Below are 12,743 nucleotides of genomic sequence, written 5' to 3' on the forward strand. Positions count from 1 at the left end.
ATCGCCCGAAAACCCTTCCCGCCGAGAACCTCACGGGAAAACATCTCCACGATCAGCAACACCATCCGCGACTGCAATTCGTGTCGGGCGCGCACCAGATCCAGAACCTCACTCTTGAGGTCCTCGCCATCCAGCTGCCACGCTTCCCGACTGTCCATGCTCAAAGTTTAATCGAACATACTTTCGATAACCAGAGACAAACCGGACAACTTCGGGAACCTGAAGACTCGAGACCTGTTGAAGTACATCACCATTCAGCTAGCCGTCAAAGACGACGCGATAGAGTACGTATCCCGCGAAACACACAATCGCAACAACGCACAGCACAAGCAGGATGTCGAAAAAGATGACCACGCTTCACCCCAATCAGTTCGACCCACCGGCCACTTCTCCGTGCGGAGAAATTCTCCAAGCGGAGAAGAGGATATCACGGTATCTTCTCTGCGTGGAGAAATCGACTCGAGAAGCACTTCTGGACGCCGGGCTCGACCTGCTGGGCCGGGTTGGGTTTCGAGCCTGGTCGATGAGAGGCGTCGAAGACGAGGCGGGCGTGCCACACGGCAGCGCACGGCACTACTTCGGAAATCAACGTGGACTGATAGTCGAGGTGGTGCGACACCTTCTGGACGGCGATCTTCCTCGCCCAGGCGAGACGCCGAAGCAACAGGTGGCCCGGTGGCTGGGGCCTGAATCCGGCCGCACTCGGGCGCGTTACGAACTGATCATCGCGTCATTCCACGATCCCGACCTCGCAGTGGAACTGGTGCGTGGTCGGGATCGGTTTGTCGACATCTTGATCGAACGCGGCATGACCTCGTCCGATGCAGCGGAATTGGTCGCAGCACTGGACGGGCTCGTTCTGGACGCACTGCTGCGCAGGCATGCTCCGGAAACCCTGGATCCAGAGCGAACCTTCAAGAGGTTCGGGGCGAAGTTCCCCTAGCCGTCCAGCTCGGCGAAGAGCTCCATCCACTGCTCTTCGGCCGCTTCCTTGTCGGCGATGACCTGCTTGAGTTCTGCGCCGAGTTTCTGCAGCTTGTCCGGGTCGGTGGCCGCGTCGGCGAGGGAAGCGTGCAGCTTCTTCTCTCGGTCGTCGAACTTCGCAATGGACCGCTCGAGCTTCGAAAGTTCCTTGCGTGCAGCGCGATCCGCGGCGCCGTCACGGACCTGCTTGCTCTTCGACGCACCACTCGCCGTCGAAGCCACCGACGGGTTGTCGCCATCCCCCATTGCTGCGCGCCGACGCAGGTAGTCCTCGATACCACCGGGCAGGTTGGTGAGCTTGCGGTCACCGAAGAGCGCCCAGGTGGTGTCACAGATGCGCTCGATCAGGTACCGGTCGTGCGAGATGACCACCATGGTGCCAGCCCAGCCGTCGAGCAGATCTTCGAGTTGCTGAAGCGTGTCGATGTCGAGATCGTTGGTCGGCTCGTCGAGAAGCAGGACGTTGGGCTCGGCCATGAGGACACGTGTCAACTGCAGACGTCGGCGCTCACCACCGGAGAGATCACCGACTGGGGTGCGCTGACGCGCCGGTGTGAAGCCCAACCGCTCAGCCAGCTGACCCGCCGATACTTCCTTGTCTCCCAGCGTGATTCGCTCGGCTACATCCTTGACCGCGTCAAGTACGCGCATGTCGGTCGGTAGATCGTCGAGTTCCTGCTTGAGCCAACCGATGTGGACGGTCTGCCCCTGAATGCGCTTTCCGGCGGCAGGCTCGAGTTCGCCGGCCAGAGTCCGCAGCAGAGTCGTCTTGCCCGAGCCGTTGACACCGACCAGGCCTACACGCTCACCTGGAGCGAGACGCCAGGTCAGATCCTCGACGAGTACACGACCGTCCGGAGTCTCCAGACGCGCGTCTTCGAGTTCGATGACAACCTTGCCGAGCCGACGCTGCGCGAACGACGCAAGAGCGACCGCGTCACGAGGTGCCGGAACGTCGGCGATCAGGGCCTCTGCGGCCTCGATGCGGTACTTCGGCTTGGACGTACGGGCCGGCGCACCGCGGCGCAGCCATGCGAGTTCCTTGCGCGCAAGGTTGCGTCGACGCTCTTCGGAAGCGTCAGCCTGACGCGAACGCTCGGCGCGAGCGAACACCCAGTCGTTGTAGCCACCCTCGTAGCTTTCGACGCCGCCGCCGACAACCTCCCAGGTGCGGGTGGCGACGGTGTCGAGGAACCAGCGATCGTGGGTCACGACGACAAGCGCGCTGCGACGCGAGACGAGGTGCTCGGCCAACCACTGAACACCTTCGACGTCGAGGTGGTTGGTGGGCTCGTCGAGCACCAGCAGGTCGAGGTCCTGAACCAGAGCCGCAGCGAGAGCCACGCGGCGACGCTCACCGCCGGACAGGCCGTCGACCTTGGCGTCCAATGCGGACCGCTCGCCACCGGCGCCCAAGTTGTCGATGCCGATACCCGAGAGCACCGAACGGATGCGCGCGTCGCCGGCCCATTCGTGTTGCGCCACTCCGAGCGGCCCCAGGACCACTTCACCGACAGTGGAGCCGGGAGGCAGCACACCGCGCTGCGTCACGACGGCCATACGCAATCCGCCGACGCGGCTGACGCGTCCCGAATCCGGCTGCTCCACACCCGCGAGGACTTCGAGCATGGTCGTCTTACCGCCACCGTTGAGACCGACGACGCCGATGCGCTCGCCTTCCTCGACGCCCAGGGAGACCCCGTCGAGCAACGGCTTGACGCCGAAAGACTTCGACACGTTTTCCAGATTGATCAGATTCGCCATCAGTGCTGTCCCTTTGCCGCATTGTCGAGTATTCGTGCTCCGGGAACGGGTCCGCTCGCCACGCGAACGGTGCGGCACACCCCCGCTCCCGCAAGTTCTGCGCTCACTTCCACCGCGGACTGTGCGTCGGCGCAGAGAAAGGCGCATGTCGGTCCGGAGCCGGAGACGATGCCGGCCAAAGCTCCGGCTTCGACGCCCGCTCGAAGCGTCCGTCGTAGATCCGGGTTGAGTGAGAGTGCCGCAGCCTGCAGATCGTTGCCGAGCAGCGACGCAAGCAGATGAGCGTCACCCGTGGTCAGTGCCTGGATCAACGCATCGGCGCTCCCCACCCGTTTCGGGGAGCCTTCTGCCCGCAGCTTGTCCAGCTCGCGGAACACGACCGGTGTGCTCAAGCCACCCTTCGCCAGCGCCAACACCCAGTGAAAAGTGTGGCGGGTCAACACGGGGACAAGTTGTTCGCCGCGGCCGGTTCCGAGGGCAGTGCCACCGTGCAGCGAGAACGGAACGTCACTCCCGAGGCGTGCCGCAAAAGCGTCGAGATCAGGCCGCGAGAAGTCGAGCTTCCACAAAGCGTTGAGCGCAACCAAAGCGGCGGCTGCGTCGGCACTCCCGCCGGCCATTCCGCCTGCGACGGGGATGCCTTTCTCGATGACTATCTCGACGTTCGGGGCCACGCCACCCTCGACGGCGAGCATCTCGGCGGCACGCCACACGAGGTTGGTGCGATCGGTCGGCACGGCCGCGGCGTCGTCGCCGATCACCCGCACGGTCAAGGTGTCCGCAGGCGCCACCGTGAGGGTGTCTGCCAGCGACAATGCCTGAAAAACCGTCGTCAGCTCGTGATAGCCGTCGTCTCGCAGGTCCCCGACGGCAAGGTGGAGATTCACCTTGGACGGGGCCCGGACGACTACGGGGCGTGGAACGACGGAGAGCACAAGGAACAACAATAGGCGCTGCGAACACCTGGGCGAAAACCTGCGACCGCAGCAGCCCGTCCGACAGCCAGCACACCCACGCTATTTCACCGCGCGCACACCTACGCCCAGACCGACCACCGCCACGCCCAAGGCGGCGACGATTCCTGCCAGAACGCTGCTCGACGCGAAGTCTCCGGCAAAGAGTGCCCGCTCGGCGTCTACGACGTAGCCGAGCGGATTGATGTTCACGAGGACCTTCATCCAACCTGGTGCGTCCTCGAGTGGAAGCATGGTTCCCGACAGGATCAGGAGCGGGAACATCAGCGTCTGCTGAACGACCCAGAACATCCAATCCTGCTCCCGCACAGCCAGAGCGAGAGCGTACGAGAGCGCACCGAGTCCGACGCCGAACACTCCCAGCAGGACTATCCCGAGCGCGGCTCCCGCTGCATTGACGTCCAATCCGAGCGGAAGTGCGACCAGAATGATCAGAATCGCCTGCGCGGCAAGCGGAACCATCTCCTTGCACGCTCGCCCGATCAACAAGGACGAGCGTCGGAGCGGAGTCACCAACATTCGCTCGTGCGATCCCTGCTGCATCTCCATCAAGAGGTTGGACCCGGTCATCGTCGTTCCGAAGATCGCGATCATCACCAACACACCGGGAATGAACCAATTCCATACGCCGTCACCGGTACCCGGAACCCCTTTGAGCAGAGGCCCGAACAACGCCAACAGGATCAGCGGCTGGATGAGGCTGAAGATGACGCTGACCGGGTCGCGCAACATCGGTCGCAGCTCACGGCCCATCACGATTGAGCTGTCTCGAACGATGTTGCCGTGCACGGTAAGTGGGGTATCGAGTGTGATTGTCATGGCGGATTCCTGTTCGTCGAAGTTCTTTGTCGTGTTTCAGGAAGCGACCGCAGCGGCGCTCTCGCGCAGACTGCGGCCGGTGAGAGTGAGGAAGACGTCGTCGAGAGTCGGCCTGGTGATGTCGGCAGTGAGTGCGAGGGCACCGCGGGCATCGGCTTCACGCAGCAACACCGGTAGCGTCGAATCACCCTCGCCGGCACGGATACTCACCGAACTTGCCTCGACGGTGACCCCACGCACAGTGACAAGTCGCTCGGCCACCGACGCCGCGATGGCAGCCGCTTCGGCGTTGTCGAAGGTGAGCAGAAGATGATCCCCGGCAAGATCCGCTTTGAGTGCGGCAGCGGTGTTGTCCGCGATAACGGTGCCCTCGTCGATGACGATGACCCGCTCTGCCATCGAATCCGCTTCTTCGAGGTAGTGCGTGGTCAGCACGATCGTGGTGCCCATCTCGCGCCGCAGCCGGAGGATGTGGTCCCAGAGGTTGGCCCGACTCTGCGGGTCCATGCCCGTGGTCGGCTCGTCGAGGAACAGGAGCGGTGGGCGATGGACCAGGCCGAGGGCGATATCGAGCCGCCGGCGCTGCCCGCCGGACAGCGTACTGACCTTTCTAGTACCCAACTCGGTGAGTTCGAGATCACGCAGCAATTCGTCGGCCCGGACCTGCGAGTCGCCCTTGGGCATTCCGTAGCACAACCCCTGCGTCACCAACTCGTCGCGAACCCGCTGGTTGTGGCCGGCTCCGTTCCCCTGCCCGACGTACCCGAGGCTCGATCGCACCTCGTTTCGTGCCGCAGCGATGTCGAATCCTGCGATTCGCGCGCTGCCGGACGTGGGCTCGAGCAAGGTGGTCAGCATGCGCAACGTCGTCGATTTCCCGGCGCCGTTCGGCCCCAGCAAGGCAACCAACTCACCCTCCGCTACATCGAGCGTGACTCCCTTGACTGCTTCCACGAGCTTCTTGCCCTGGGCGAAGTGCTTGGTGAGCGCCTTCGTCTCGATCATCGGTCTGCCGTCGTTGATGCGACTCATGATGTGCCCCAATTTCTTCTCGACTGATCGGATGCGGACCAACCTAAATTCAATTGAGGACGCATTGGGTCCTAAATGTTTGGCAGACTTCTTCCCATGAAGGAGACATCGGCTCGCCTACTGCGGTTGCTGTCACTGCTCCAGACACGTCGAGACTGGTCCGGTGCCGAACTCGCAGACAAGCTCGCGATCACCCCACGCACAGTTCGACGTGACGTGGACCGCCTCCGCGATCTCGGCTATCCGGTCGACGCGACAGTCGGAGTCGGTGGCGGATATCGCCTGGGTGCCGGCGCGGAGATGCCCCCGCTACAGCTCGATGACGAAGAAGTGCTCGCGGTGGCACTTTCACTGCAATCCGGAGCGACCGGCTCTGTGGTCGGCATCGGCGAGGCTTCGATGCGCGCGCTGGCGAAGCTGCGGCAGATCATGCCGTCGAGGCTGCGACACCGTCTGGAATCGCTGTCGATCGATGTCGTGCCACGCGAGCCCGCCGCGAGCGCAGTCGATGCGTCGGTACTGTCCGCCATCGCATCCGTATGCCACAACCACGAGCGATTGAGATTCGACTACAGCACTCACGACGGCACCCAGAGCCGACGCGAGGTGGAACCGTACAGGCTCGTGCGGTCGGGTGTTCGGTGGTATCTGGTGGCTTGGGATCTGTCTCGCGAAGACTGGCGGTCGTTCCGCGTCGACCGGATGGAACCCAAGATCCCCACCGGCCCACGATTCGTGCCGCGGGAACTACCCGCCGGTGGTGCAGCAGACTTCGTGTCCCGCGGTGTCGCTCGGGCCTATTCCTCCACGCGCGCAACAGTTCTACTGCATGCACCCATCGAGCAGATAGCACCCATGGTCAACGAACAGTGGGGATCGGTGGAGTCCACCGACGAAGGGCGTTGCGTCATAGTGCTTTCGGGCACTTCTCTGCGATCGATCGCACACTGGCTCAGAGCTTTCGACGTCGATTTCACCGTTGTGAATCCACCTGAACTCCGCGAGGAATGCCGCACGATCGCGGCGGAAACGGCAGTCGCCACTCAGCGGTATCTCGATGCATGACAGCGTTTTTCACCCAAATACAACAAGACCCCAACTCCGAAGAGTTGGGGTCTTGTCAGTACGTCATGCGTCGGTTGCCCGACTCACATGGACGTCTTAGACGATGGTAACGCCGGTGGCCTGCGGGCCCTTGTTGCCCTGACCGATCTCGAACGCCACGCGCTGGTTCTCCTCGAGAGTGCGGAAGCCGCCACTCTGGATCTCGGAGTAGTGAACGAAGACGTCAGCACTGCCGTCTTCGGGAGCGATGAAGCCGAACCCCTTCTCGGAGTTGAACCACTTCACGATGCCCTCTGCCATGTAAATCTCCTCTAACACAGTGTCAACAGGCAGTCGCTTCGACCGCCCGGGTCACTTACTACGACCGTTCTGAGACAAATCCGTGGAGGATGTCCAAACGCTCGCAACCTAACCATTTGCGAGCGTGGAAACACAAACACAAACACTTACGACCAACACAAGTAGACCACACATCCGCCCTGTTGTCTTCCCTGAGGCCTTCGCCACTGCCCAGCCCGTTGACAGGCATACCCCCTGGGGGTACCTTCGATTGCAGAGTGATACCTACACCGGGTATCCGTAAAATAAGCTTTCCACAACCGAAGGGACCTGCGATGACCACCGCCGAATACACCGTTTCCGGAATGACCTGCGGACACTGCGTCGGATCCGTCAAGGAAGAGATCGGCAACATCGCGGGAGTAACCGCGGTGGATGTCGAACTGGCGAGCGGACGTGTCGTCGTCACCAGCGATGCTCCCGTCTCCGCAGCCGACGTCGTCGCAGCAGTCGACGAAGCCGGCTACGCAGTCGTACCAAGCTGAGTCAGCCGTGCGCACCTCGACAACACTTGCCGCCTACGCCGTAGGGCTGGTCGCCGTCTTCGGCGCCGCCCTCGGCGTGGGGGCCGCAATCGGAAGCCCGATAGACATGTCCACCGCCCAGCACAGCACCCACGAATCAACCACAGAATCGATGCCAGGCATGGATTCGGCAACACCTGCAGGACTCGAAGTCTCTTCCGGCGGATACACACTCACCGATGTGACCGCACCCGGTCGAGCTGGGGAGCCGGGAACCTTGACCTTCCGGATTCTCGACGACACCAACACGCCCGTCGTCGATTTCGACCTCCTGCACGAGAAGAAACTCCACCTCATTGTCGTCCGAAACGACACCAGCGAATTCCGCCACGTACATCCGTCCCTCGCTGCAGACGGCACCTGGTCGATCGACTGGGCCTGGCCCGCCGCCGGCACCTACCGAGTCTTCGCGGACTTCGATCCCACCGACGGCACCCAACTGACACTCGGCCGAAACTTCGACGTGGCAGGCGAATTCACTCCTGCGCCGCTACCTGCGAAGAGCGCGACCGCAACCGTCGACGGATACACCGTGACTCTCGACGGTGATCTGACCACTGCCGGCGGCCCGATCACGCTGAGCGTTGCTCGCGACGGAGCCCCGGTCACCGATCTCGATCCGTACCTCGGTGCCTTCGGTCACCTCGTTGCCCTGCGCACCGGCGACCTCGCCTACCTGCACGTGCACCCCGAAGGCGAGCCAGGCGACGGCGTCACAGCTCCTGGTCCGGACATTTCCTTCCACGCACAGGCACCGAGCGAAGGCACATACCGGCTGTTCCTCGACTTCCAGCACGAGGGCGTGGTTCGGACCGCCGAATTCACTGTTGATGCAGGCATTTCCACAGCTTCAGTTCCAGACAATCACGAGGGAGGGCACTGATGACGTCACCGACTGCGGTCGACAATGCTGCCAACTCGAGCAGCGTCGAACTCGCGATCACCGGGATGACCTGCGCCTCCTGCGCGTCACGAATCGAGAAGAAGCTCAACAAGATCGACGGCGTCACAGCCACCGTCAACTACGCGACGGAGAAGGCCAAGGTCACCTTCCCGGACGGGGTACCCGTCGAAGATCTGGTCACTGCCGTCGAGAACGCCGGTTATTCCGCCGCGCTCCCCAAGCCGCCCAGCGCGCCGGACACCGTCGACCCGGATGCGGAAACCCCGCAGGATCGTGATCTGCGCGAGCTCCGTACCCGCCTGATCATCTCGACTCTTCTCTCCGTGCCGGTCATCGCTATGGCGATGATTCCTGCGCTGCAGTTCGACAACTGGCAATGGCTCTCCCTCACACTGGCCGCACCGGTCATCGTGTGGGCGGCCCTCCCCTTCCACCGGGCTGCCTGGGTGAACCTGCGTCACGGCGCGGCCACGATGGACACGCTCATCTCGCTGGGCACCATCTCGGCCTTCGTCTGGTCGCTCTACGCACTGTTCTTCGGCACCGCGGGCGAAGCGGGAATGAAACACGCGTTCAGACTCACGGTCGACCGGATGGACGGCAGCGCCAACATCTACCTCGAGGTTGCCGCGGGCGTCATCACGTTCGTGCTCGCCGGACGCTACTTCGAGCACAAGTCCAAGCGCACGTCCGGCGCCGCACTACGCGCACTCATGGAACTCGGTGCGAAAGACGTCGCGGTATTGCGCAACGGCGTCGAAGTACGAATCCCCGCCGAAGAACTGGCAGCGGGCGACTCCTTCATCGTCCGGCCCGGCGAGAAGATCGCCACCGACGGCATCATCACCGAGGGCCGCTCAGCCGTCGACATGAGCATGTTGACGGGTGAATCCGTGCCTGAGGAAGTCGGTGTCGGGGACACTGTCGTCGGCGCCACCGTCAACGTCGGTGGAACCTTGACCGTCGAGGCAACCCGGGTCGGGAGCGACACCCAACTCGCCCAGATGGCGGCACTGGTCGAAGACGCCCAGAACGGCAAGGCCGAAGTTCAGCGCCTCGCCGATCGGATCGCCGGTATCTTCGTACCGGTCGTCATCGCGATTGCCGTTGCGACACTGGGCTACTGGCTCGGTACCGGTAACCCCATCGAGATGGCCTTCACCGCTGCGGTCGCCGTGCTGATCATCGCGTGCCCCTGTGCCCTCGGATTGGCAACGCCCACAGCCCTGTTGGTGGGCACGGGTCGCGGAGCTCAGATGGGAATCCTCATCAAGGGACCCGAGGTGCTCGAATCGACGCGCGCAGTCGACACCGTCGTGCTCGACAAGACGGGAACCGTCACCACCGGTCAGATGACATTGCTGGACACCGTGGTGGGCGAAGGAACAACCGTCGACGAGGTCCTTCGGCTGGCCGGCGCACTCGAACATCGCTCCGAGCACCCCATCGCCGCAGCGATCGCGAAGGGTGCGACCGAAGCTGTGGGCGAATTGCCTACGGTCGAGGATTTCGTGAACGTCGCCGGGCGCGGCGTGCAGGGAATGGTCGACGGTCACGCCGTCGTCGCGGGCCGAGACGCGCTGCTCGCCGACTGGTCGATGCCGTTGCCGGAAAATCTCCGCGAGGCGAAGGCTGCAGCAGAGAAGGCCGGGCGCACCGCAATCGCGGTGGGCTGGGACGGCAAGGCGCACGGCATCCTCGTGATCGCCGACGCGGTCAAGGACACGAGCGCCGAAGCAATCGCGCAGTTGAAAGCACTCGGCCTCGAACCGGTTCTGCTGACCGGTGACAACGCCACCGTTGCTCGCACTGTCGCGGATCAGGTCGGGATCAGCACCGTCTTCGCCGAGGTCATGCCTGCGGACAAGGTCGACGCCGTCAAGAAACTGCAAGCGGAAGGACGCGTCGTGGCCATGGTCGGCGACGGCGTGAACGACGCGGCAGCCCTGGCTCAGGCCGATCTCGGCCTGGCGATGGGCACGGGTACCGACGTTGCGATCGAGGCCAGCGACATCACTCTGGTGCGAGGTGACCTGCGGTCGGCAGCCGATGCAATTCGACTGTCCCGCAAGACGCTCAAGACCATCAAGGGCAACCTGTTCTGGGCATTCGCCTACAACACGGCTGCGATCCCGCTGGCTGCGGCCGGCCTGCTCAACCCGATGCTCGCCGGTGCCGCAATGGCATTCAGCAGTGTGTTCGTGGTGAGCAACAGCCTGAGGTTGCGGCGGTTCAAATAAGGGGGCAAGCCCCTGTGCGCGGTTAGGGAGTCCCTGCACTCCTTAACCGCGCACGGGGCTATCGCCTCCAGCCAGCCGAACGAAGGCTGCTGCGTCGAGCATCTCACCACGCGTCTGTGGCTCGATGCCGGCAGCGAGGAGCCGTCGTTCGGCCTCGGCAGGCGAACCTGCCCAACCGCTGAGAGCGGCACGCAAAGTCTTGCGGCGCTGTGCGAACGCGGCGTCGATCGCCGCAAAAACCTGCTTGCGGTGCTTCTCGTCCATCGGCCACGGCGGCTCCGCGTACCGATCGATACGAACCAGTCCTGATTCGACATTCGGCACCGGCCAGAACACGTTGCGTCCGACTGCACCAGCGCGGCGAACCTCGCCGAAGAAGTTGGCCTTGACGCTGGGAACGCCGTAGATCTTGCTTCCCGGATCAGCCGCCAGGCGATCGGCAACCTCGGCTTGCACCATCACGAGTGCGGTCCGCAGACTCGGAAGCGACGCGAACAGGTGCAACAGCACCGGCACCGCGACGTTGTACGGCAGGTTCGCGACAAGCGCGGTCGGCTCGCCGGGAATCTGCGAAGGCAGCACACGCATCGCGTCGGCTTCGACGACGGTCAGGCGATCGGCCAGTTCCGGCGCTCGCTCGGCCACCGTCTTCGGGAGGCGAGCCGCGAGGTTGGGATCGATCTCGACCGCGATGACCCGATCGACCACGTCCATCAGCGCCATCGTCAGCGAACCGAGACCAGGCCCTACCTCGAGAACGACGTCGTCACGTGTCACGCCTGCCGTGGTGACGATGCGCCTCACGGTATTGGCGTCGTGAACGAAGTTCTGCCCCAACTGTTTCGTGGGCCGGACACCGAATTCCTCGGCAAGAGCGCGCACCTCGACCGGACCGAGCAGGGCTGCCTGCCCGCGCGGAGTAGCGATGGGTTCGTTCGATTGTTCGGCGTCTGACACCAGTAGAACTTATCCCAGTCCGAGGCGACCCGAGCACGACGGCCATGCGCCCCAACCCTGAGTGCGCTGGGTCTGTGTCGCAATCGCGATCTGTTCTTCACGGGTGGCGAGGTCGGCGCGGGGCGCATACTTCAACCCGCCCTGTCGTTCCCAGGTGTTCTGATCGAACTGCACGCCGCCGTAGAAACCGTTGCCGGTGTTGATGGCCCAGTTACCGGTGGCCTCGCACTGTGCGAGCGCATCCCACGTCGAACCGTTCTCCACGGGCGGCACCTCGGTGCCCGGCTTCGTTCCGACACGCACGACCTTCGGCTGCGCCGGTGTGGTGATCGTCTCCGAGACCTGGGTACGTCCGGCTTCGACACCGTTGACGAGATTCACGGCGAACGTCACGTCACGCACGCCGGGCACGCCCGGGTTCTCGACGATCGTGCGACTCTGGTTCATCGTCGGATCCTCGATGCGCTGATCCGGCGGATCGAGCGGCAAGGTCTCGACCTTGTTCTCGGTGCGGTTGCGCGTCACCGTGACCTCCAGGCCCTCGGTCAGTGGAGCGTCGGCGGCGGGAACCACCGTGTCCGACTGCTCGAGCGGAGTGCCGTTGGCGGTAAGGAACTCCCCGACCGTCGGCGCCGCGATACGCACGTCTGCTGCCGCGTTTGCGCCGTCGACCAGTTTTGCGACGACCGGTGTCAGCACGTCGAGCGCGGCGCCGTCCAGCGGAAGACGCTGCGAGCGCGAAGCCGACACGTGCACATCCGCCGCGACGTCCAACTGCTTCAACGCGTCGTCGACGGTCAAGGCAGTGGTCCAGAGCTTCTGCGGCTGACCGTCGACCGTCAGCGTGATCTCACGGGCACGACGGAGCACCACGGTGTCGCCGTCGGACAGCGAAGCGTCGGCCGCGGGAGCAACTGCATCCTTGTCACCGATCGGGTAACCCGCGTCCTCGAGAGCGCCGTCGACGTTGGTCGACATGGTGCTCAGGCGAATCTGCTCACCGTCGACATCGAGAGTGATGGTCTTGTGCCGGACGACGGCCAGAACACCACCCACGAGAACCGTCAGGAGAAGAGCGGCGATCGCCGAGTACAACAACGGCGACCTGGTCGAGTTGATCTTGGCGAACGGTGACATCGGT

At 63.6% G+C, this 12,743-nt stretch carries 12 protein-coding genes and 1 pseudogene; 5 read left to right on the plus strand and 8 right to left on the minus strand.

Annotation, left to right across the window (positions count from 1 at the left end; all coding sequences use genetic code 11):
- Nucleotides 1-158: pseudogene (locus AC1Q61_RS30905) on the minus strand (HNH endonuclease signature motif containing protein); the annotation flags it as partial.
- 287 nt (nucleotides 159-445) lie between these two features.
- Between AC1Q61_RS30905 and AC1Q61_RS30910 the strand changes: the two are divergent.
- Nucleotides 446-943 (plus strand): TetR/AcrR family transcriptional regulator, encoded by a 498-nt coding sequence (locus tag AC1Q61_RS30910; RefSeq protein WP_037126361.1) that lies wholly within the window; start codon nucleotides 446-448, stop codon nucleotides 941-943.
- Here AC1Q61_RS30910 and AC1Q61_RS30915 read toward each other — a convergent pair.
- The 4 genes from AC1Q61_RS30915 to AC1Q61_RS30930 all read right to left on the minus strand — a co-directional run bounded on the left by AC1Q61_RS30915 (nucleotide 940) and on the right by AC1Q61_RS30930 (nucleotide 5,573).
- Nucleotides 940-2,748 carry an ABC-F family ATP-binding cassette domain-containing protein gene (locus AC1Q61_RS30915; RefSeq protein WP_003946255.1) on the minus strand — a complete coding sequence of 603 codons (1,809 nt, stop codon included), beginning with the start codon at nucleotides 2,746-2,748 and terminating at the stop codon, nucleotides 940-942. The genes AC1Q61_RS30910 and AC1Q61_RS30915 overlap by 4 nt on opposite strands.
- Nucleotides 2,748-3,683 carry a 4-(cytidine 5'-diphospho)-2-C-methyl-D-erythritol kinase gene (locus AC1Q61_RS30920; protein WP_042921272.1) on the minus strand — a complete coding sequence of 312 codons (936 nt, stop codon included), beginning with the start codon at nucleotides 3,681-3,683 and terminating at the stop codon, nucleotides 2,748-2,750. Before AC1Q61_RS30920 ends, AC1Q61_RS30915 begins: the two co-directional genes overlap by 1 nt.
- An 81-nt stretch (nucleotides 3,684-3,764) precedes the next feature.
- Entirely contained in the window at nucleotides 3,765-4,541 is a 777-nt protein-coding gene (locus tag AC1Q61_RS30925; protein WP_042921274.1) for an ABC transporter permease, read from the minus strand.
- A 36-nt stretch (nucleotides 4,542-4,577) separates the two neighbouring features.
- On the minus strand, nucleotides 4,578-5,573 hold the full coding sequence (locus tag AC1Q61_RS30930; RefSeq protein ID WP_128637891.1) for an ABC transporter ATP-binding protein: 996 nt from the start codon (nucleotides 5,571-5,573) through the stop codon (nucleotides 4,578-4,580).
- 96 nt (nucleotides 5,574-5,669) lie between these two features.
- Here AC1Q61_RS30930 and AC1Q61_RS30935 point away from each other — a divergent pair, with 96 nt between their 5' ends.
- Complete coding sequence (locus AC1Q61_RS30935) at nucleotides 5,670-6,638, plus strand: helix-turn-helix transcriptional regulator (RefSeq protein WP_003946249.1); 969 nt, start codon at nucleotides 5,670-5,672, stop codon at nucleotides 6,636-6,638.
- Nucleotides 6,639-6,734: 96 nt separating this feature from the next.
- Here AC1Q61_RS30935 and AC1Q61_RS30940 read toward each other — a convergent pair whose 3' ends face one another.
- Nucleotides 6,735-6,938 carry a cold-shock protein gene (locus tag AC1Q61_RS30940; RefSeq protein WP_003946232.1) on the minus strand — a complete coding sequence of 68 codons (204 nt, stop codon included), beginning with the start codon at nucleotides 6,936-6,938 and terminating at the stop codon, nucleotides 6,735-6,737.
- A 314-nt stretch (nucleotides 6,939-7,252) separates the two neighbouring features.
- Between AC1Q61_RS30940 and AC1Q61_RS30945 the strand changes: the two genes are divergently transcribed.
- The 3 genes from AC1Q61_RS30945 to AC1Q61_RS30955 are packed head-to-tail and all read left to right on the plus strand — an operon-like array spanning nucleotide 7,253 to nucleotide 10,645.
- Nucleotides 7,253-7,462 (plus strand): heavy-metal-associated domain-containing protein, encoded by a 210-nt coding sequence (locus AC1Q61_RS30945; protein WP_003946267.1) that lies wholly within the window; start codon nucleotides 7,253-7,255, stop codon nucleotides 7,460-7,462.
- A 7-nt stretch (nucleotides 7,463-7,469) separates the two neighbouring features.
- Entirely contained in the window at nucleotides 7,470-8,384 is a 915-nt protein-coding gene (locus tag AC1Q61_RS30950) for a DUF8832 domain-containing protein (RefSeq protein WP_042921281.1), read from the plus strand.
- On the plus strand, nucleotides 8,384-10,645 hold the full coding sequence (locus AC1Q61_RS30955; RefSeq protein ID WP_003946240.1) for a heavy metal translocating P-type ATPase: 2,262 nt from the start codon (nucleotides 8,384-8,386) through the stop codon (nucleotides 10,643-10,645). Before AC1Q61_RS30950 ends, AC1Q61_RS30955 begins: the two co-directional genes overlap by 1 nt.
- 42 nt (nucleotides 10,646-10,687) lie before the next feature.
- Here AC1Q61_RS30955 and rsmA read toward each other — a convergent pair whose 3' ends face one another.
- The gene (rsmA, locus tag AC1Q61_RS30960; RefSeq protein WP_042921284.1) at nucleotides 10,688-11,602 is read right to left on the minus strand and encodes a 16S rRNA (adenine(1518)-N(6)/adenine(1519)-N(6))-dimethyltransferase RsmA; all 915 of its coding nucleotides are present in this window, start codon (nucleotides 11,600-11,602) and stop codon (nucleotides 10,688-10,690) included.
- Nucleotides 11,603-11,611: 9 nt separating this feature from the next.
- Nucleotides 11,612-12,739, minus strand: coding sequence for a resuscitation-promoting factor (locus AC1Q61_RS30965; protein WP_007729017.1), 1,128 nt, complete (start codon nucleotides 12,737-12,739; stop codon nucleotides 11,612-11,614).
- Nucleotides 12,740-12,743: the final 4 nt, after the last annotated feature.

The sequence above is a fragment of the Rhodococcus sp. MPR-R1B genome, from assembly GCF_058793255.1.